The 20362-nt window shown below is 49.3% G+C and carries 17 protein-coding genes; 4 read left to right on the forward strand and 13 right to left on the reverse strand.

The annotated features are described in order from the left end of the window. Window positions 1-395: 395 nt before the first annotated feature. Window positions 396-881, forward strand: a complete 486-nt coding sequence (locus VK958_RS02170; protein ID WP_325238654.1) for a hypothetical protein — start codon at window positions 396-398, stop codon at window positions 879-881. A 2-nt stretch (window positions 882-883) separates the two neighbouring features. On the opposite strand, the gene mutY is transcribed toward VK958_RS02170, so the two are convergent. The 4 genes from mutY to katG form a co-directional block, all read right to left on the reverse strand. Then, complete coding sequence (gene mutY / locus VK958_RS02175; RefSeq protein WP_325238656.1) at window positions 884-1927, reverse strand: A/G-specific adenine glycosylase; 1044 nt, start codon at window positions 1925-1927, stop codon at window positions 884-886. Between the two features lies 1 nt (window position 1928). Then, the gene (locus VK958_RS02180) at window positions 1929-4670 is read right to left on the reverse strand and encodes an AsmA family protein (protein ID WP_325238658.1); all 2742 of its coding nucleotides are present in this window, start codon (window positions 4668-4670) and stop codon (window positions 1929-1931) included. A 30-nt stretch (window positions 4671-4700) separates the two neighbouring features. Further along, the gene (locus tag VK958_RS02185; RefSeq protein WP_325238660.1) at window positions 4701-5504 is read right to left on the reverse strand and encodes an undecaprenyl-diphosphate phosphatase; all 804 of its coding nucleotides are present in this window, start codon (window positions 5502-5504) and stop codon (window positions 4701-4703) included. Window positions 5505-5907: 403 nt separating this feature from the next. Next, window positions 5908-8094: a catalase/peroxidase HPI gene (gene katG, locus VK958_RS02190; protein ID WP_325238661.1), complete on the reverse strand. Its 2187-nt coding sequence runs from the start codon at window positions 8092-8094 to the stop codon at window positions 5908-5910. A gap of 332 nt (window positions 8095-8426) precedes the next feature. Between katG and VK958_RS02195 the strand changes: the two genes are divergently transcribed. Beyond that, window positions 8427-9329, forward strand: a complete 903-nt coding sequence (locus VK958_RS02195) for a hydrogen peroxide-inducible genes activator (protein WP_325238662.1) — start codon at window positions 8427-8429, stop codon at window positions 9327-9329. Between the two features lie 10 nt (window positions 9330-9339). On the opposite strand, the gene VK958_RS02200 is transcribed toward VK958_RS02195, so the two are convergent. The 8 genes from VK958_RS02200 to cutA form a co-directional block, all read right to left on the reverse strand. After that, window positions 9340-10407, reverse strand: coding sequence for a DUF3426 domain-containing protein (locus VK958_RS02200; RefSeq protein ID WP_325238663.1), 1068 nt, complete (start codon window positions 10405-10407; stop codon window positions 9340-9342). Beyond that, window positions 10398-11300 carry a 50S ribosomal protein L11 methyltransferase gene (gene prmA / locus VK958_RS02205; RefSeq protein ID WP_325238665.1) on the reverse strand — a complete coding sequence of 301 codons (903 nt, stop codon included), beginning with the start codon at window positions 11298-11300 and terminating at the stop codon, window positions 10398-10400. The genes VK958_RS02200 and prmA overlap by 10 nt, the downstream gene beginning before the upstream one ends. A gap of 2 nt (window positions 11301-11302) precedes the next feature. Then, window positions 11303-12652 carry an acetyl-CoA carboxylase biotin carboxylase subunit gene (accC, locus tag VK958_RS02210; protein WP_325238667.1) on the reverse strand — a complete coding sequence of 450 codons (1350 nt, stop codon included), beginning with the start codon at window positions 12650-12652 and terminating at the stop codon, window positions 11303-11305. 143 nt (window positions 12653-12795) lie between these two features. Continuing rightward, window positions 12796-13245, reverse strand: coding sequence for an acetyl-CoA carboxylase biotin carboxyl carrier protein (gene accB / locus VK958_RS02215; RefSeq protein ID WP_325238669.1), 450 nt, complete (start codon window positions 13243-13245; stop codon window positions 12796-12798). A gap of 26 nt (window positions 13246-13271) precedes the next feature. Continuing rightward, window positions 13272-13709, reverse strand: coding sequence for a type II 3-dehydroquinate dehydratase (gene aroQ / locus VK958_RS02220; RefSeq protein WP_325238670.1), 438 nt, complete (start codon window positions 13707-13709; stop codon window positions 13272-13274). Between the two features lie 194 nt (window positions 13710-13903). Then, on the reverse strand, window positions 13904-14437 hold the full coding sequence (locus VK958_RS02225) for a TlpA family protein disulfide reductase (protein WP_325238671.1): 534 nt from the start codon (window positions 14435-14437) through the stop codon (window positions 13904-13906). Next, complete coding sequence (gene dsbD, locus VK958_RS02230; RefSeq protein ID WP_325238672.1) at window positions 14430-16229, reverse strand: protein-disulfide reductase DsbD; 1800 nt, start codon at window positions 16227-16229, stop codon at window positions 14430-14432. Before dsbD ends, VK958_RS02225 begins: the two co-directional genes overlap by 8 nt. Before the next feature lie 41 nt (window positions 16230-16270). Then, complete coding sequence (cutA, locus tag VK958_RS02235; RefSeq protein WP_325238673.1) at window positions 16271-16600, reverse strand: divalent-cation tolerance protein CutA; 330 nt, start codon at window positions 16598-16600, stop codon at window positions 16271-16273. Window positions 16601-16630: 30 nt separating this feature from the next. On the opposite strand from cutA, the gene VK958_RS02240 reads away from it, so the two are divergent. Both VK958_RS02240 and VK958_RS02245 read left to right on the forward strand, forming a co-directional pair. Further along, window positions 16631-17089 (forward strand): FxsA family protein, encoded by a 459-nt coding sequence (locus VK958_RS02240; protein ID WP_325238674.1) that lies wholly within the window; start codon window positions 16631-16633, stop codon window positions 17087-17089. 59 nt (window positions 17090-17148) lie between these two features. Then, entirely contained in the window at window positions 17149-18159 is a 1011-nt protein-coding gene (locus VK958_RS02245) for a CDP-6-deoxy-delta-3,4-glucoseen reductase (protein WP_325238675.1), read from the forward strand. Between the two features lie 921 nt (window positions 18160-19080). Here the strand turns inward: VK958_RS02245 and VK958_RS02250 are convergent. After that, the coding region (locus VK958_RS02250) for an efflux RND transporter permease subunit (protein ID WP_325238676.1) at window positions 19081-20362 on the reverse strand (1282 nt) is incomplete at its 5' end.

Genomic DNA, 20362 nt, shown 5'->3' on the forward strand with positions numbered 1-20362 from the left:
ACTGCAACGTTTAATTTTGTATTCATACGAATCTCCAAAAATGTTGTTTTTACAACTTGTGTAAGGATATTGCTTTTGGCCAGATGTTTAAAAACATCCGTACCTCAAGTAACTCCCTCGGAATCGCTCCAAGCATTTCCAAGAAGGTCAGTGCAATTTTTGCAAAATGCGCCTACATGGCGCAAGTGAATACGTCAAATTGCTTACTCCAAGTTGAGATTGTTGTAGATTTGCAACAAATTCGCCGCGTGGATTGAGGAGATAATTTTAAACAGGCAGGGTTTTCTCAAGCTTTTCGCACTGCCTTAACAAAGCAGTTTCTGCTAGCATAGCGATGGATTTGACATATTTGTATGCCAATCTAATGAATCATTATAATTATTTAGAGGCCCCTCATGATTTCCGATATTCAGCTGTGTAGTCGTTTTATAGATACATTAGACTGGATTTGCCAGGTGCTTATCAGGCATAACGATGATTTTAATATCGCCTTGGTAAAAATCGCCTATGGGGATGACAATAGCTTGGGAGAGGCATACGGAGCGCCTGAGGCTTTACGTCAGCTTTCTTCGCTAACGCATGACTTGCAGAATTCATTCAGGAAATCTGACCTGGTGGGTCGGGAAGGCACTGATTTCTGGATTCTGTTTCCATATACGCGTGTGACGGACAACCTGCACGATAAATTAATGGATGTGTTGCAAGGCTCAGCCCACAACAACCTGAATATCGTAGAGCGCGAAATCGCTATTTTCGAATTGCCAGTGATTTATCAAAAGGCTACCGTTAAACCAGACAATGGGCTGGATTTATTACACTACATTAAAGCCAATCAATCTGAGCTCGCCAGCCATATCTTCCGTCTGGCTAATGTTGAATAAAATCAATATCTAAACTGTTGCAGCGTTTTAATTAATGTCCGTACCGGCGCTGGTAAAGCGGCGTCAATCGCATCATTCATAGAAAGCCATTGCATATTGGGTGGCAATGAGGATCGGTGACCACTCAGTTGTAGTGGCTGTGGCGTAATTTCCAGCTTGAAATGCGTGAAGGTATGCCACAGCACTGGCAAAACCTCTAGAGGCTCCGTTTGCAGCCCATATTTCTCTTGTACCTGTTGTACCGAGACCTGAGTCGGTGCAATCTCAGGCAGGCTCCATAACCCGCCCCAGATGCCTTGGTTAGGTCTTTTCTCCAGCAATATCTCTCCGGCATCCAGAATCATCAGCATGGTTGTCTGCTTTTGCGGGATCGCCTTGCGCGGCTTGGATGCAGGCAGCTGTGATACGCGTTGTTGCAGAAAAGCCTGGCATTGATCCTGCATCGGGCAATCGGCACAGCGTGGCTTACTACGTTTGCAGAATGTGGCACCGAAGTCCATCAGCCCCTGAATATAGGCAGGCAGCTCTTTATCAGGCAATAAACTCTCTGCCAGCGTCCATAATTGCTTTTCTATTAGTGGCAAGCCTGGCCATCCATCCACTGCATGCAGCCGTGCCAGGACGCGTTTAACGTTGCCATCCAGAATGGTTTGCTGTTGCTGGAAAGCAAATACCGAAATAGCCGCTGCTGTCGAGCGACCTATGCCTTTGAGGGCCTGGATCTGGTTGAAATCTTGCGGAAATACACCTTCATATTCCCGCATAATGGTTTGTGCTGCATGATGCAGGTTACGGGCGCGGGAATAATAGCCTAGGCCGCTCCAATGTTGCATCACTTCATCCTGGCTAGCTTCTGCCAGACTGGCTATGGTCGGAAACCGCGCCATAAATCGGCTGTAGTAGCCGATCACTGCACTGACTTGGGTTTGTTGCAGCATGATCTCGGATACCCATACTGCATAGGGATCGCGCGTTTGCTGCCACGGCAAATCGTGACGGCCATGCACTTGTTGCCAGGCGATCAGTTTTTCTGCAAAAAGACTCACGCTAAAAATTCAGGAGTTTTTTCAAAGTTTTTTGCTTTAAGTCATCTGCAGGTTTGGCTTCTTCATTATTGTTGCCAGTGCCAGATTTAGCGGCGTCACTTTCAGTGGTTTTTTCAGGGGTTTTTGACTTGCCGTTTAACAAGCCTTTTAAGGCGTCGCCCTTGTTTTCACCGCCTATGAGCGATTTTACTGCCCCTGCTTTATCGCCACCCAGCTTATCGGTCAAAGCATCCAATGCTGCAGACTTAGCCAATGCCTGTCCCAATGCGGCCATATCAATACCAAACTTGGGCGCAGCGAATGTGCCAGTCACCTTCACAGGCACGCCGACACCTGAAAGTTGCTCGGCCTCTTTGCCACCTTGCCCTTTGAGTGTGTTAACTAAGGTAGGTTTGGCAAGGTAATTAATCTGTTCTTTGCCGATATCAATATCGCCCTTACTTTCACCTTTGGGCAGGCGGAAGATAGGTGCTTTCATCGCCAGGTCTTCGTTATGTGCGACGCCATTCTTGATATTAAAAGTGGCGGTCAGCTCGCTAAAGTCGGTTTTTTTGGTTTGATCGGCCGCAGTATTCGCTTGGCCTTTGAGCAAATTGAGCTTGCCTTTGGCATCGCGTATCGTGCCTGCCAGATCAAAGCCCTTGACGGCGCCATCGGCCATGCGCAAATCAACCGAGCCGCCCAGCGACTTTTTTAATGCAGTCACCGTATTACCTTGTGCGGTGACATCCAGATTGACATTGCCGGTACCGGACAACATATCGTTATTAATAGTATCCACCAGCAATGGACCGACCGCGATGTTTTGCAGATTTTGCTTGATAGCGATGGCGGGCGTCGCGCGCGCATCCACTTTCACACCGCCACGCACAGTCCCCTGGTAAACATCCACATTCAACGGGTCAAGACTCGCAACGCCATCTTGGGCTTTTAAGCCAATATTCAGGTTTTTGGCTTCGGTCTTGCCATATTTCAACCAGCCTATACGAATATTCCCTTGCGCATTAAGTGCTTTGAGGGCGGATAAATCCAGTGGCTGTTCTTCAGTGCTCGCAGTTTTGGCGGCAGGTTTATTTTCAGAAGTGGCCGTTTGCGTTTGTTGTGGCAAATACCGGTTCAAATCCAGTTTGTCGATATTCAGGTCAAACGTATATAGCGGCTTGTTGAATTGGCTGATACCCACATTACCGTGAATACGTGAATCATCCAGTTTGACATCCAGGCCTTGCAACGCCAGTTTTTGACCATCGGCTTTGATGCCCACATTCAATCCTGTCAGCGTATATGGGCTGTAAATAATCTTGCCGATATTGATACTGCCATCCAGGAATAAGGTTTTTAATGCGCTGAGGTCAGCTGGTTTACCAGGTTTGGTATCTGCTTTGGCAACGGTTGGTTTAGATTCCGCTTTCTTGGCATTGGTATTACCCAATAAAGCGTTCAGGTTTAAAGTATCCGCATGCACTTTAAAGCCGATATGCGGCGTTTTAAAACCTGCCACACTGACATCGCCATTCAGTTTGGTTTCGGCCAGGTTGAGGTTAAAAGTGGTTTTCACTTTCTCTTGCTTGACGTCAGCATTGGCAGAAAGCTTGAACTGGCCTTGCATGGCACCGTTTGGCAATGCCGGGTCTTTGATATCAAACTTACCAGCCAGCGCTGGCACATCAAAAATCATATCCGCCAGATTGGCTTTCACCGGCGACTCAAAGTGACCATCTACCTTGCGGGCGCCAGCGTTCAGTTTCACATCGGCAGTAATGCCTTTGCTTTCAACAGCTTGCTGATTACCTTTCAGCTCAGCCAGCACCACATCCAGGTTGATATCGCCCTGTGCATCTTGTTGTTTTAATGCCAATACCACTTTTTCGCTGGAAATCTGCTTGGGATTCACCACCAGGGCAGGCGCCTGCAAGCTGACGTCGCGCCTGGCGCCATTAAAATCGCCCTGCATGGCCAGTTTCAAACCGGAGACATTCAGTGCCGTTTGGGCGGCGTCTACATCCACCGCACCCTGGGCAGTCACATTGACATCCTTGCCATCCAGCAATGCGCCTTTGATAGTAGCGTCCAGGCCTTTCACCACAAAATGCTTGGCTTCAGGGTCCAGCATGACATTGGCTTTCATCTTCGCCAGTGCATCTACCACCGGCTGGTTAGCGACCAGATGGAAATCTGCCGACAGGTCAAACGGCGTCTTAAGTGCCACTTGCCCGGTGGTCAGATTAAACTGGTCTACGCTATATTTTGCACCGCTGGCTTCATTGATATAGCTGAGTTGTGTATTGGTGACTTTGACGCCTTGCACATCAAAATTGATCTGTTGCGACGCTTCCTCTTCCTTGCTCAGCAGGTCATCAAAGTTGAAACTGCCATCCGCATGCTGAATAACATTGGCTTGCACACCATCCAGGTACACGGTATCAACCACGATTTCTTTTTTCAGCAAGGGCAGCACGGCAAGGGCTACTTTGGCGCCTTTGATAGCAGCGAACTGCTTATCCGACTGATGCTCGGATAAAGTAATTTCCCCAAGATCAGCGCCGATTTTGGGCCAGAAGCTAAGCTTGATATCGCCTTTGATATCCAGGGTGCGCTGTTTTTTGTCTTTGACTAGTTGAATCACGGTTGACTTGTAATCGTTAGGATCAAAAGTCACAGCCAGATAAATCACCAACAACAGTGCAACGCCAAAAATGGCGGAGATGGTATAGAGAATTTTTTTCAGAAGTGTATTTTTCATTCATTACACCTTAAGTGAATATGCAGCGAATTAGTGCGCAAAAAACAACAGGATCAGGATGCCGAACACAATGCGATACCAGGCAAACACCGCGAAAGAGTGCTGGCTGACAAACTTAATCAGAGCCCGGATCACCACCAGCGCGGATAAAAATGCTGTAACAAAACCGATCAGGAAAATAAAGGCATCATCCAAAGACAACAGATCACGCGCTTTCAGAAGGTCATAACCGGTCGCCGCAAACATAATCGGCAGGGCGAGAAAGAATGAAAACTCAGTAGCCGTTTGCCTGCTCAGGCCAAAACACATGCCACCCAGAATCGTCGCGCCTGAGCGTGATACGCCTGGAATCAACGCCAGTGACTGTGCAAACCCAATCTGCAAAGCCTGTTTCAAACTGATATGGTCAATGTCTTGCACCTTGCCGGGCGGCACAAATTTTTCAATCAGCAAAATCAATATCCCGCCAACAATCAGTGCAATACCGACGGTGAAAGATGAAAACAGGAATTCTTTAATTTGATGATGAAACGCCAGGCCTAGGATGGCAGCGGGCAAAAAAGCGATGAACAGGTTACGCACCAAGTGTTGCGCGTTAGGGTCGGTTTGGATGCGTTGAACCGTTTGTACCAAACGTTGCCGGAACTCGACACAGACAGCCAGCACCGCCCCGAGCTGTATCATGATCTCAAATACATCCCGTTTATCTTTATCCAGAAAATTTAGCCACTCACCAGCAATAATCAAATGTCCGGTGCTACTGACAGGTATGAATTCGGTCGCGCCTTCGACCAGGCCCATGATGACGGCCTTCAGCATTAAGTAAATATCCATGGGTTGTATTCTAGCAGACACTGCAAACTAGATTCAGGGGTGTTGATGAAATTAGCGCTATCGATAGGGGATGAAGATTATGAATCTGGGCTTTATGATATCTGCAATACTTGATGGCTTAGGGAGTTTTAGATGATGCTTTTCACCTCTAGGCGAAAAGGAATGTTTAATTATTCAAAGAAATACCTATTAAAACCTTCAGCAAGTGCGACACTAGTTCTTTTGTGTAACCTAGCTAAGCATCAACCTGGCCTGGATTCCGGCCGACGCTGGAATGACGTCCTTTTGCAGAGATAGTAGCTTTAATAAACACGTGGGCTTCCCCCAATTCCAGTTAACATCTATCAACGAAATAAAAAAAGCGCCTCGATTTCTCAAGGCGCTTTCTCCTGCGACATCACAATTACTTCAGATCAAACCGATCCGCATTCATCACCTTAGTCCATGCCTTGACAAAATCCTGCACAAACTTCTGTTTGGCATCATCCTGCGCATACACCTCCGCATAAGAACGCAAAATAGAATTAGAACCAAACACCAGATCCACACGGGTCGCAGTCCACCTCACATTCCCTGAATCACGATCACGTACCTCATAAAGATTAATGCCTACCGGTTTCCATGTGTATTGCATATCAGTCAAATTCACAAAGAAGTCATTGCTTAGCACACCAGGCCTATCGGTAAACACGCCGTGCCTGCTCGCACCATAATTAGTATCCAGCACACGCATGCCACCAACCAATACCACCATTTCTGGTGCGGTCAGCCCCATCAGCTGGGTACGATCCAGCAATAACTCTTCCGCTGTTGGTACATAATCAGCCTTCTGCCAGTTGCGGAAACCATCATGCAGTGGCTCCATCACAGAGAAAGATTCCACATCGGTCATCTCATCAGTCGCATCGCCCCTGCCTGGTGCAAATGGCACTTCTACAGAGATTCCTGCTGCATTGGCTGCCTGTTCAACAGCAGCAGACCCCCCTAGCACTATCAAATCTGCCACACTGACCGGTTGGTTGAAAGCTGATTTAATACCTTCAAACACTGCCAGTACTTTCTGCAACCTGGCTGGCTCGTTGCCTTGCCAGTCTTTTTGGGGTGCCAGACGGATGCGTGCCCCATTGGCTCCGCCACGGAAATCGGATGCGCGGAATGTACGTGCGCTATCCCAGGCGGTAGCCACCAGTTCAGCAGTCGTCAGGCCACTAGCCAGGATCTGCGCTTTCAAGGTTGCGATATCAGCTGCACTCAAGTTAGCGTTGCCAGCGGGTGTTGGGTCCTGCCAGATCAGGTCTTCCTGCGGTACATCCGGCCCCAGGTAGCGCGCTTTCGGACCTAAATCACGATGCGTCAATTTAAACCAGGCACGTGCAAATACTTCAGAAAAATAAGCCTGGTCACGGTAAAAGCGCTCGGAGATTTCGCGGTAGATCGGGTCCTTGATCATCGCCATATCCGCATCAGTCATGATCGGGTTATAGCGGATAGACGGATCCTCCACATCGACAGGCTTATCTTCCTCCTTGATATTCACCGGCTCATACTGCCATGCACCTGCCGGGCTCTTGGCCAACGCCCACTCATGCTCGAATAACATTTTGAAATAACCGTTATCCCAGCGGGTAGGGTGCGTAGTCCAGGCACCTTCGATACCACTGGTAACTGAATCACGGCCAATACCGCGAGTGGTATGGTTATTCCAGCCCATGCCTTGCTCTTCAACGTTAGCCGCTTCCGGGTCCGGGCCTAAGTTCGCTGCAATGCCATTACCATGTGATTTGCCTACGGTATGGCCACCGGCAGTCAGCGCCACGGTTTCTTCATCGTTCATCGCCATCCGGTCAAAGGTCTCGCGGATATCCCTCGCTGTGCGTAACGGGTCCGGGTTGCCATCTACACCTTCAGGGTTCACATAAATCAGGCCCATCATCACGGCGGCCAGTGGATTTTCCAGTTCACGCTCCCCGGTGTAGCGGCTACCAGGCGCGCCTGTTTTGGCTAGCCATTCTTTTTCATTGCCCCAATAAATGTCTTTTTCAGGGTGCCAGATATCTGCTCGGCCACCAGCAAATCCAAAGATTTTCAGGCCCATAGATTCATAGGCAATCGTCCCGGCCAGCACAATCAAGTCTGCCCATGAAAGCTTGTTACCGTATTTTTTCTTGATCGGCCATAACAGGCGGCGCGCCTTGTCCAGGTTGACGTTATCCGGCCAGCTATTCAATGGCGCGAACCGTTGGTTGCCGGTGCCGGCTCCGCCACGGCCATCGGCTACACGATAAGTGCCTGCTGCGTGCCAGGACAAACGGATCATCAAGCCACCATAATGGCCCCAGTCGGCTGGCCACCATGACTGGCTATCAGTCATCAATGCATGCAGGTCAGCTTTCACTGCGGCTAGGTCGAGTTTTTTAAATTCCTCTGCATAATCAAAATCTTCGCCTAAAGGATTAGTTTTACTGTCTTGCTGATGCAAGATATCCAGGTTTAAAGCATTCGGCCACCAGCTGGTATTGGATTTCTCGGTGGCGGTATTTCCCCCATGTGCAAATGGACATTTGCCGGTCGTGTTTTGTTGGTTTTCCATTTTCAGCTCCTTTTCTTATTGCTGGCTGTTCTTAAAATAGCCAAGCGCTAAATATACTACTTGTTAAATATTACGATAATAATTTTCTCAGCAATTGATATAGCCTGCATTTAATTGCTGGCAGCGTAAGCCGCCAATATTTCCTTCAACTGGGATAGTTCCTCATTTAACTTGGCAATCATTTTTACCTCCATGAATCGATGTTTTGTTTGATGCATGACAGCCATTCTAGGGGAGCTTCTTTAATTTGTATAATTGTATGTTTTGATATTATTGATTAATAAAATTAATGGAAGTACACTAATCGCTAATGTATTTAACGTGAGAAAAACATGACTTTGATCGAACTGAAGTTTGTGCTGGCAGTAGCACAGGAACGCAATTTTCGCCGGGCGGCTGAGAAATGTTTTGTCACACAACCGGCATTAAGCCTGGGCATCAAAAAGCTGGAAGAAGAATTAGGCGTTTTATTGTTCGAGCGGAACCGTAATGACGTAACACCAACGCCGATAGGCGAGCAGATTATAGTGCAGGCAAATACCGTGCTGGAGCAGGCGGCCAAAATCAAGGAAATGGCAAAGCATGGCAGCGACCCGCTGAATGGCCCTTTCAAGCTGGGTATGATCCATTCGGTAGGCCCTTATCTGTTACCGGAAATGATTCCGCCATTGGTTAAAACTGCACCAAATATGCCATTGGAAGTAGAAGAAAATATTACTGCTACACTGGAACAGCAATTAAGGAATGGCGTGATTGACGCGGCAGTAGTTGCATTGCCGTTTAATGTGCCCGGCATTGAAATCACACCGCTTTATGATGAAGATTTTAATGTGGTGGTGCCAGCTAACCACCCTTGGGCACAACGCAAAACCGTGAATCCGGATGAGTTAAGCAATGAAAAAGTGCTATTACTGAATAGTGGGCATTGCTTCAGCAACCAGGTGACGCAGGCTTGCCCTGAATTAGGGCGTAAGGGCGAAGTGCTACAAGGTAATTCTTTGGAGACTATACGTAATATGGTGGCTTCCAACCTTGGGATTACGGTATTACCCGCCATGGCGACTGTCGCACGTTACCAAAATCCGCTGATTCGGGTGATTCCGTTCACCAAGCCGGTCCCTAGCAGAAGGATTGCATTGGCCTGGCGCAAAAGTTTTGTACGCACAGCCGCGATTGAGGTATTGGGGAAAGTGATGTCAGACATCGGCGCGCAGGCCAAAAGCACCGCCGGATAATATTTCTAGTTTAATAAGCAATCGCGACGCGGAAACCGGTCACGGCTTTTTCAGAGATGCCGAGGCTGGTTTTAACCGGTTGCTCCTGTTGAGCTGCCAGGCCTTCAGCAACCTTGGAAGTGGCAGGCAAATACTCTTTAGGCGTCAGGATTTTGCGCAATACCGGTTCGTCAGCCATATTGGTCAACGTCAGTTCTATCATCGGATAAGTTTGTGGCACCGCGCCGTGATTAATCAATATGCTGGAAAACACCAGTATACCTTCTCGCTCCCTGTGTTCCTGAATGTCGGCATCGTCTATGGTTAATTGCGTAATATCCTTAGGCAATGCCACCGCGCAATGTGCCAATTTGCAGGCGGACTGCAGCAGCGGTTTGGTAAAAGGATAATTAGCGGCCAGGCTTGTGCGCGTGAAATAAACAAACTGCAACAAGATGGTGACCAGCAGCAAGCCGGTTAACAGTGGAAACATCCATGGTGCTTTGGGTTTTTCAGCAGCTTTTGGCCACTCTTCGCTAAGGGAAACATTACGCAAAAATTCCGGAATGGCTGTCGTATTCGCTTCTTCGCGGCCAAGATTCCAATTCAATGCCTGAATCTGGTTAGCTTCTTCAGCGGCATGGGTAGTCAGCGGATCATCAAGCTTTGCTGTTGGGCTATCTAGGGTCACTGCAGGTGCAGAGTAGCTATCAGTATCCGTGACATAAGCTTCTGAGCTGTTAACTCCAGAGTTATCTATGCCTGCATGCTCGACTTCTGCTGAAGCTGCATAGGAGATATCTGCTTCAGCGGCCCCGTATTGTGTGTTGCTTGTTTCAGTGATCTCTGGTGTGAATGTCTCTGCTGGTGGTTCGGCCCGTCCAATCGATTCACTTGCTGGTATGGGTTCTTCTGCAGATACAACGGATTCGTCTGCTGCAATGGCTTCTGTTTCTTCAGTCGAGTCAATCAGCGAAGAGCGCGCATCAAACACATGATTGCATTCACCACAACGTACTTTGCCTGCATAGGCTTGCAGTTGTTCGTCGTTGACTTCAAATTGTGTTTGGCAGGCTGGGCACGCCGTGATTAAAGACATTTTCTGGTTCCCGTCAGCAAGACCCATCCATCTTGCTGGATGGGGGCATCCATTTCAAACCACTCTGAGTAATGCGTCAGCAGCATGTCCTGCTGACTATCCAATATGCCGGATAATGCAACTTTGCCGCCACTTTTGCAAGATTTGGCAATCACCGGCGCCAGCACCATCAAGGCACTGGAAAGAATATTGGCGACCACAATATCAAATGGCTCATGCAGGTATTCTGCAGAATCATAAAACACCGCTTCGACCTGATTATTGGCGGCATTGTCACGGCTGGCGATGACCGCCTGCGTATCAATGTCCACACCAATAACTTCATCGGCACCCAGTTTTTTGGCCGCGATGGCAAGAATTCCGGAACCACAGCCATAATCCAGCACATTGGCCTGAGCCAATTCGGATTCAGGTAATTTTGCCAGCCAGCTCAAACATAAATGCGTGGTGGGATGGCTACCGGTACCAAATGCCAGACCGGGATCCAGCACGATATTGATCGCCTCTGCATTCGGTGCCTGGTGCCATGAGGGCACAATCCATAAATTATCGGTCACGCGGATCGGGTCGAATTGCGCCTGGGTTGCACGCACCCAGTCCTGCTCTTCAATCTGTTCCAACTGGTATTTCAAACCATCCAGCTGCAACTCGGATTGCACTGTGGCTAGCAAAGCCGTCACATCCGCTTCAGCTTCCAGCATGGCAGTCACAATATTCTGTTGCCAGATACCTGGAGGCGGATCGCCCGGCTCGCCAAAAATGGCTTGTTCGGCCATGGTGTCCGCATGCGCGTCTTCAATGCTGACAGACAGTGCGCCATGTTCCATCAACACATCGCTGAGTGACTCCGCCTGTGGCTCGGTCGATTGAATTTTAAGTAACAGCCAATGCACAATTACTTAGAGCTGATACCCAGCTTCTGCTCCAGGTAGTGAATGCTGGTGCCGCCTTGTTGAAAAGCCAAGTCAGCCATCAGGTCAGCATGTAATGCGGTATTGGTTTTGATGCCTTCTACATTCATTTCAGACAAAGCCACGCGCATTCTGGCAATCGCCTGCTCGCGGGTCGCGCCATGCGTGATCAGCTTGCCGATCATGGAATCATAATGCGGAGGCACCGTGTAGCCGCCATAGACATGGGTATCCATGCGCACACCAGGGCCACCCGGCATATGGAAGCGGTTAATGAATCCGGGAGAAGGCACAAACGTATACGGATCTTCTGCATTGATACGGCATTCAATGGCATGGCCATTCAATACGATGTCCCGCTGGCGGAATGGCAACTTTTCACCGGCAGCAATAAAGATTTGTTGCTGCACCAGATCAATGCCGGTGATCATTTCTGTCACCGTATGCTCAACCTGCAAGCGGGTGTTCATTTCAATGAAATAGAACTCGCCGTTTTCATACAGAAACTCGAAGGTACCTGCACCACGGTATTTGATCTTGCGGCAGGCTTCGGCACAGCGTTCACCTATCTTGTCGCGTAATCTTGCCGGCAATAGCGGAGAAGGCGCTTCTTCAATGATTTTCTGGTGACGACGCTGCATCGAGCAATCACGGTCACCGAGGAACACCGCATTTCCATGCTCGTCGGCCAGTATCTGGATTTCAATATGGCGCGGGTTTTCCAGGAATTTTTCCATGTACACAACCGGGTTGCCAAAAGCGCTTTGTGCCTCGGCTCTGGTCATATTGACCGCATTGATTAAAGCCGCTTCAGTATGCACCACGCGCATACCGCGGCCACCACCACCGCCAGCCGCTTTGATAATGACAGGGTAACCGACACGCTTGGCTGTTTTCACAATTTCCGCCGGATCATCAGGCAATGCGCCATCTGAACCAGGTACGCATGGCACGCCCGCTTTTTTCATGGCATCCTTGGCGGATACCTTGTCACCCATCAGGCGGATTGTTTCAGCACGCGGCCCGATAAACACGAAGCCACTTTGCTCCACACGTTCGGCAAAGTCGGCATTTTCAGACAAAAAGCCATAACCTGGATGTATTGCCTGCGCATCTGTCACTTCAGCAGCGCTGATGACTGCCGGAACATTCAGGTAACTTTTTGCGGAAGGGGCCGGGCCTATACAGACAGACTCATCAGCCAATTTGACATATTTGGCATCGCGGTCGGCCTCGGAATGTACGGCAACAGTTTTAATCCCCAATTCACGGCAGGCACGTTGCACACGCAACGCTATTTCACCGCGGTTGGCAATCAGGATTTTCTCGAACATTTTTAACTCCGCGTCTTCATAGCTGCCTGGGTATTAGCCACGGCGCAATTTAATTTTGTTGCAGCACTACCAGTTGATAGCTGGTCGCCCCCATGGGCAATCAGGATTCTTTCAAACATAGCTACTTAACCAATCCGGGAATCTTAACCAATCAAGAATAATGGTTCGCCGTATTCAACGGGTTGGCCGTTTTCAACAAAGATTTTCTTGATCACACCGGCATATTCACTCTCAATTTCATTAAGAAGTTTCATCGCCTCGATGATACATACGGTCTCACCTGCACTGACACTGCTGCCGACGTCAACAAATGCTTTCGCATCAGGAGAAGAGGCGCGGTAGAAAGTACCGACCATAGGTGATTTCACTACTTTACCTTCCAGCTCTGGCGCTGGCGCAGGGGCAGCGGCTACAGGCGTAGCAGTTGGCGCTGTGTTGGCAGGGGCAGGCGCAGCTGCATATTGTGTTACCGGCGCCACGCCGGTAATGGTGCGGCTGATACGTACTTTTTCTTCACCTTCGGTCAATTCCAGTTCGGAAATTCCCGATTCCTCGACCAGATCAATCAATTTTTTGAGTTTGCGTAAATCCATAGAAACCTCGATTTAAGATGTTTTAATTATAGTTGTTGGATATGGCGATAAGCGGCGTAATAGCCTTCTGCGCCCAAACCGCAGATGACGGCAGTCGCAATATCGCTGAAATAAGAGTGATGCCTGAATGGCTCTCGTGCATGTACATTTGAGAGATGTACCTCAATGAACGGTACTTTGACCGCTGATATTGCATCACGAATAGCCACCGAAGTATGTGTGAAAGCCGCAGGATTGATAATCACATAATCCACGCGGTTAACAGACAATGCGTGTATTTTCTCAATAATATCCGCTTCAGAATTGCTCTGAAAGGTTTCCAGACGCGCCTGATCGGCACGCGCTAGTGCATGCAACCCCTGGTCAATATCTGCCAGCGTCTGGTTGCCATAATGCTGTGGCTCACGAGTGCCAAGCATGTTGAGATTAGGTCCATGAATCACCAGGATAGATTTGGTGCCCATTTCACATGCCTTTTAAAGAGAAAGATACAACCTTCATGGCGCGAAGTTTGCCGAAGTTATTGCATTTTGTCCAGCAGAATTCATCAATTGAACAAAAGTGAAACATCGGCAATTTTGCAGTTAAGTGCGCGATTTTTGCGCCTAACATGCAGCCATTAAATGATTGCTTCTAACTTGAAGCTGGTTTGCATATGCTACAAGTTAAGTGCTTTTTGCAGCATATTGCGATTAACGCGGCCAAAGAAAATATGGGTGATTTCACCTTGTGCAGACACGATCACAGTATATGGCAACACGCCTTTATTATTCCCCAACATTTCTGCCAGAGGTATACCTTCGTTCTCGGCAATCAGCAGTGGATAAGACACCGGCGTGCTTTCAACAAATTCATGCACTGCCGCTGCTTCATCAACGGCTACGCCAAGGACAACGATTTCAGGATGCGCGCTGGCCAGTTCAGAAATCTCCGGCATTTCATCACGGCAAGGTTCGCACCAGGTTGCCCAGAAATTCAAAATAATCGGCTTGCCTTTAAATTGCACTAACGGGTAAGACTTACCTTTTTGATCACTGAATGTAGTCTCCCAGAGTGCGTTCACTGCGGCTTTATCCGGTAATGCCGTATCTGCACCCATAAACTGATGGCGATTCAGGTATAGCCAGCGGAAACCACTGCCTAGCACTATGATCAGCAGGACAGTCATGACGATACGTGCGACGTTACGCATGGGTTTGCCCTCCGAGTGCGCGTAGTATTTTCAGGAAACGATCCGCATCGTGATAGCCTTTGATGACTGGCTGCAACGGCTGGCCATTACTATTAAAAAATACGATTCCTGGTGGGCCAAATAATTCGAATTTTTTAAGCAAGGCGGCATCCTGCGCGTTATTTGCTGTCACATCTGCCTGCAACAATACGATTTGATTTAATTCAGCCTGCACCTGATCATCCGTGAATACAAATTGCTCATATTCTTTACATGACACACACCAGTCAGCATAAAAATCCAGCATGACGCGCTTGCCTTGTGCGGCATGCACTGCTTCTTCCAACTCTTTTACGCTGTGTACGCGTTGAAAATGCACGGCCTGCCTGCTGCCAGCTTGTGGGCCGGACGCAAGAGTCTGCAAGGGCCTCAACGGTGAACTGGCACCTGACCAGGCACCGATCAACAGCGCGACACCATACAATAGTAAAAAGACTGCCATGCCCTTGCTAAGCCTTTGCGCGGTAGTGGCGGTCGTCGGTAACGGGTCAATGGCTCGCAAATAAATAGCCGGTATGATGCAAAGTGCTGCCCACAACAACAGCTGCACGCTAGTTGGCAAAATCGGGCTGATTACCCAGATAGCGACGGCAAGCATCAGTACGCCAAACAGGCGGCGGATGGTGTTCATCCATTCGCCCGCTTTTGGCAGGATCGAGCCCGCAGATGCCCCTATCAATAATAAAGGCACGCCCATACCGAGTGAGAGTGAAAACAGAGCCACTGCTCCCAGAACCACGTCATGCGTCTGGCTGATGTAAAGTAGCGCACCCGCCAAAGGCGCCGCCACGCAAGGGCTGATAATCAGGGCAGAGATGGCCCCCATCAGAAAGTCGCTGAGCAAATGCCCGCCTTTAAACCGGTGACTCCAGTTAAAGAAAGCATTCTCTACCGCACTTGGCAGTTTCAGCTCATAAAAACCGAACATGGAAAAAGACAGTGCCACAAAAATCAATGCGCCAGCAGTCAACGCCCAGGGCGTTTGCAGGGCATTGCTTAATAGCTGGCCGGATAATCCTGCTGCGACGCCTGCCAGGGTATAGGTCAGGCACATCCCCAGGGTGTAGGCTAGCGATAAAGTAAATGCTTTGGCGCGTGAAGATTGCGCGTTTTTACCAACAATAATGCCTGACAGAATCGGGATCATTGGAAACACGCAAGGCGTGAAGGCAAGCAAAAGCCCTGCCCCGAAGAAACCGGCCACAATTTGCCACCAATGCCCGGAAGAAAGCAGTTTTTCTGAGACACCATCCTCAACTTCTAAAGCAGGTGGCTGGCTACTTGTTAAAGCGGGTGGTGTAGCAGATAGCGTTAATGGCAGGGATTTGGTCTGCGGCGGATAACACAGCCCTTTTTCGCTGCAACCCTGGTAACGTATTTGTAACATGGCGGGCGCAGTCTCGGGGAAAATGACTTCTGCAACCGTATCACGGTGGAAAACCTGCTGCTGGCCAAAATTGGGATCATTTTTGCTTTCCCCGGGCGGCAGTGAAATGGTCGCTTTTTGATCAGCCGGTAACAGTTGTATGCGTTCACGATACAAATAGTGACCAGGCGCAATGACAAATTTCACTTGCGCATGCGTTTGATCCGCCAGCACAGCTTCTACCCTGAACGCTTTATCGACCGGCAGAAACTCTTCAGAGTCTTCATCAGTAAAAAGTTGGGAGAATCTTGAATCTGCCTGCACCGGCATCGCAGCTGCCAGCAGCATCGCCAGGGTCACCCACGCCTTGATCCATTTAGTTATCATTATCTTGCACCTTAATTAACCATGACCTATCCATCATGGCCTTATGCCAGCGTTTCAGCCGCAACCCAACGCAGATATTCCGGCAAACCCTCGTTGACATGGATAGCTACAATCTCGGGAAGTTCATAAGGATGCAATGCGCGGATTCTATCTGCCAATGCTGCATAGCCTTGCTGAGTGGTTTTAATCGTCAACTTTATTTCTTCTGCAGTTTCGATTTGGCCCTGCCAGCGATAAACCGATCTGACAGGGCTTGAAATATTCACACATGCCGCCAATTGAGCATTAACCAGCGCATGCGCCAGGCTTTCTGCGCACGCCATATCCGGCACATGGGTAAACACGATTATAATTTCCTCTTCAGGCGTCATGCGCGCTGACTCATCACAAGGATTACTGACATGCGTTTTATCATCTTTGCTATTTTACTGGCTTTTCCGTTTCTGGAGATAGCAGTCTTGATCGAACTTAGTCAGCGCTATGGCTGGTGGGTGCTCGCTTACCTGCTGATCATCGGTTTTCTTGGCTTGCAACTGATACGCGCTGAAAAAAACCTCATCGCAGCGCGCATGTTTCAGCAACTCGCTTCTGGCGGCAACCCAATCACCGCCATGTTTTCAACCGCGCGCAATATGTTTGCTGGCGTGCTTTTACTCATCCCCGGCGTCATCAGTGACTTGATTGCAGTCGTGTTATTGTTTATGCCAGTGAATAAGACCAGTTCTGGCAATGCATCATCAAACAAGACAGAATCTCACTATCAGGCAAGTGCCAATGACGAGGTGATTGAAGGCGAATATACCAAGATCAATGAAGCCAAACCTAAAGACAACGTAGTGCATTTGCCAAAAAAAGATTAAGTCATCTTAAAATTTCAAGAAACTTCAAGCTTCTCAACTAAATATTCACTCTATAAGCCATGAACCGTGTATTGATAGAAAACAGCGGCCACACGTTTGAGGTACGCCCCAGCCAAACCGTGCTCGAAGCGGCAATTGAAGCAGGCATAAATATGCCTTATGGCTGTCGCAATGGGGCCTGTGGGGCCTGCAAAGGCAAAGTGCTCACCGGTAAGGTTTTCCATGACGACTACCAGGGCAGCGCGATGAGCGATGCTGAACTGGCGAGCGGGCAAGCGCTTTTTTGCTGTGCGCGCCCATTGGAAGACCTGGTGATCGAGTGCCGCCAGATCGATATGGTGCAAGGCATCAAACCCCGGATTCTTCCCGTCAGGGTGCAACAAAAAGAGCAGCTGTCTGATGATGTCATGCTGTTACACCTGCAATTACCAGGCACCGAACCCCTCCCCTTTATGGCGGGGCAATACCTGGAGTTTCTGCTTAAAGACGGCCGCCGCCGCGCTTTTTCAATTGCCAATGCCCCGCATGAAACAGGCTTTATAGAATTGCATATCCGCAAGATCGCAGGCGGGCACTTTACTGAACAGGTTTTTAACGAGATGCCATTAAAAACCATTCTTCGCGTAGAAGCGCCTCTGGGTAGTTTTTTTCTGCGGGAGCAAAATGAAAAACCTATCATCATGATCGCAGGCGGCACCGGGTTTGCCCCGATAAAAGGCATGATAGAACACATGATTTACCAGAATATCCAGCGGCCAGTCCTGTTGTATCGTGGCGCCCGCCATGAGCATGATTTGTACATGGATGCGCTTTGCCAGCGCTGGGCGGGATTCATGCCGAATATTCAATACATCCCAGTGATCTCAGAAGGTCAAGCCAACGATGGCTGGGAAGGCCGCCGCGGGTTAGTCCACCAAGCCGTACTCGAAGACCATTCGGATTTGAGTGGCTTTGAAGTGTATGTCTGTGGTGCACCGGGAATGGTGGATATTGCGAAAGAAACTTTTGTGGCGCGTGGATTGCCGGAGGAAGAGTTTTATAGTGATGCGTTTACGTTTGCACCGAAATAATCTGCTGAAATGTTGTTTTCAATCGACATTTTAGTCACAAATTACTGTTCCCTTTCGCCCCTAGGCGACCCTCTTTCTTATGCTTGTCCATAAGAAAGAAGGCAAAGAACAAGACACCCTAGCTTCCGCTTGTTTCCTGCGTTGCTCGTCAAAATAAGCGGTCACGAAACTCATCCTAGCGGCCTGCACACTACGCAGTCCACTGCGGGATTCGGACAGTCGCTCCCTTCCTCCTTATTTTGACTGCGCTACTCGGCGCGTCAGATAGGGGCCCGTGAAAACCACCACGATGAAACATTGGTTGAGCATACTTGATTGAGGGCGCTAAGTAAGTTGTTTAAGTTTTAAGACTAAACCACGCCGAACTATTCTGTTGAGTGTTTTGTTTTTCCACGATGATTGAGCGGTGAGCGGGATGCATCGTGAAGAGAGTCACCCAAATGAAAGCGTGTGGTTTTAATGGGCCCCTATCTGACGCGCCGAGTAGCGCAGTCAGCGTGGGAGTTGTCGGCCAGCGTCTGTTTGAGTTCCGCGGTGGCTTGCGCTATTTGCAAGCCGCTAGGGCGAGTTTCGTTGGACGCCCACATAGAGTCCGGTTACGGACGAAAGTCCTAAGATGAGCAACGCAGGAAACAAGCGGATGCTAGGGTGCCCTTTCTTTTGGTTACTTGTTCTTTGGGCAAGCAAAGAAAAGTTACTCGCCGAGTGGCGAAAAGGAGCGGTTAAATACCCAAAGAAATATCTAATTCGGCCTCAAGCTAGTGCGGCACGTGTTCTCTTTCACACCAAACTAAGCATGAACCTAGGCTGGATTCTGGCCTACGCCAGAATGACGGTTTGATGCGACGCCCCCATTTGCGCATAAACCAACCCTCTCGCAGCTTTTTTAACGCAAACCCAGCAGCTAAACAAAGGCTTCAACTAGCTATGCTTCCTCACTAATCTCCCCACCCCACGCAACCACCCCAACAAATCATCCACATAGGTATACAACACCGGAATCACCAACAGACTCAACACTGTTGAAGTAATCAAGCCCCCGATCACCGTAATCGCCATCGGCGCACGGAAACTCGGATCCGCACTCCACCCCAGTGCAATCGGCATCATGCCTGCCGCCATCGCAATCGTCGTCATCACAATCGGCCGTGCCCGCTTATGGCAGCCATCAATGATGGCGTCAAAGCGGCTGATTTTGGATTGTTTGCGCGCCATAATCGTGTATTCCACCAGCAGAATAGAGTTTTTGGTCACCACACCCATCAGCATCAGCAAACCAATCACACTAGGCATCGAAAAGCTGTTATGCGTCACCAACAAGGCAAAGAAAGCCCCGCCAAGCGACAGTGGCAATGCGCCCAGGATAGTGACCGGTTGCAGGAAATCACCGAACAACAGCACCAGCACCACATAAATGCACATAATGCCTATGATCATGGCCCCACCAAAACTGGCAAACAACTCATTCATGCGCTTGGCGTCGCCAGCTTCCAGCTGCTTCACGCTAGGGGGCAAATTCTGCATGGCGGATAGTTGCTGCACTTCTTTCATGACTTCACCGATCTGGCGTTTGTTCAGCTCGATATCAAAAGTGACATTGCGCATGCGGTCCATACGGTCTATCTGCTGTGGGCCGCTACCCATACGTACTGTGGCGACTGTTTCCAGGCTCACGCTGCCATTGCGCGCTGGTACACGTAACTGCGCGATTTCCTGCAAACTGCTGCGCACACTAGGCCCCAGGCGAACGCGTATCGGCACCTGCCGTTGCGGCAAATTGAGTTTAGGCATGCTGTTGGAGAAGTCACCAGAAGTGGCAACGCGGATCACTTGCGCAATCGCTTCTACCGTGACGCCCAGCTCAGCCGCTTTATCTACGTCGGGAATGATCTGTACTTCTGGCCGTTGCAGGCTGGCACTGGAAGTGATATTGCCCAGTCCGTTAATGCTCCGCAATTGATGCGCGACTTGCTGGCTGGCGCTTGATAATGCCACTGGGTCATCACTGGCCAGCGTCACCTGCAATCGCTCGCCGGTTTCGCCAGAGCCTACTGAAACGCGTGCTCCCGGCAGGTTTTTCAAGCGCTCGCGCAAATCAGCTTCGATCTGGGATTGTTTCTGTTTGCGGTCACTACGGTCTGTCAGGCTGATAATCAGGCTGCCTTTGCGTACATCCGTGGTGTTTTCCGCTGCATGCGGCCCG

The sequence above is a fragment of the Methylophilus sp. genome (assembly GCF_035460085.1).
GTDB lineage: Bacteria > Pseudomonadota > Gammaproteobacteria > Burkholderiales > Methylophilaceae > Methylophilus.

What these genes read in the sequence shown, in the direction of transcription:
- VK958_RS02170 (WP_325238654.1), top strand. Translation starts at nt 396, where the DNA reads ATGATTTCCGATATTCAGCTGTGTAGTCGTTTTATAGATACATTAGAC.
- VK958_RS02180 (WP_325238658.1), bottom strand. Translation starts at nt 4,670, where the DNA reads ATGAAAAATACACTTCTGAAAAAAATTCTCTATACCATCTCCGCCATT.
- VK958_RS02185 (WP_325238660.1), bottom strand. Translation starts at nt 5,504, where the DNA reads ATGGATATTTACTTAATGCTGAAGGCCGTCATCATGGGCCTGGTCGAA.
- katG (WP_325238661.1), bottom strand. Translation starts at nt 8,094, where the DNA reads ATGGAAAACCAACAAAACACGACCGGCAAATGTCCATTTGCACATGGG.
- VK958_RS02195 (WP_325238662.1), top strand. Translation starts at nt 8,427, where the DNA reads ATGACTTTGATCGAACTGAAGTTTGTGCTGGCAGTAGCACAGGAACGC.
- VK958_RS02200 (WP_325238663.1), bottom strand. Translation starts at nt 10,407, where the DNA reads ATGTCTTTAATCACGGCGTGCCCAGCCTGCCAAACACAATTTGAAGTC.
- accC (WP_325238667.1), bottom strand. Translation starts at nt 12,652, where the DNA reads ATGTTCGAGAAAATCCTGATTGCCAACCGCGGTGAAATAGCGTTGCGT.
- accB (WP_325238669.1), bottom strand. Translation starts at nt 13,245, where the DNA reads ATGGATTTACGCAAACTCAAAAAATTGATTGATCTGGTCGAGGAATCG.
- aroQ (WP_325238670.1), bottom strand. Translation starts at nt 13,709, where the DNA reads ATGGGCACCAAATCTATCCTGGTGATTCATGGACCTAATCTCAACATG.
- VK958_RS02225 (WP_325238671.1), bottom strand. Translation starts at nt 14,437, where the DNA reads ATGCGTAACGTCGCACGTATCGTCATGACTGTCCTGCTGATCATAGTG.
- dsbD (WP_325238672.1), bottom strand. Translation starts at nt 16,229, where the DNA reads ATGATAACTAAATGGATCAAGGCGTGGGTGACCCTGGCGATGCTGCTG.
- cutA (WP_325238673.1), bottom strand. Translation starts at nt 16,600, where the DNA reads ATGACGCCTGAAGAGGAAATTATAATCGTGTTTACCCATGTGCCGGAT.
- VK958_RS02240 (WP_325238674.1), top strand. Translation starts at nt 16,631, where the DNA reads ATGCGTTTTATCATCTTTGCTATTTTACTGGCTTTTCCGTTTCTGGAG.
- VK958_RS02245 (WP_325238675.1), top strand. Translation starts at nt 17,149, where the DNA reads ATGAACCGTGTATTGATAGAAAACAGCGGCCACACGTTTGAGGTACGC.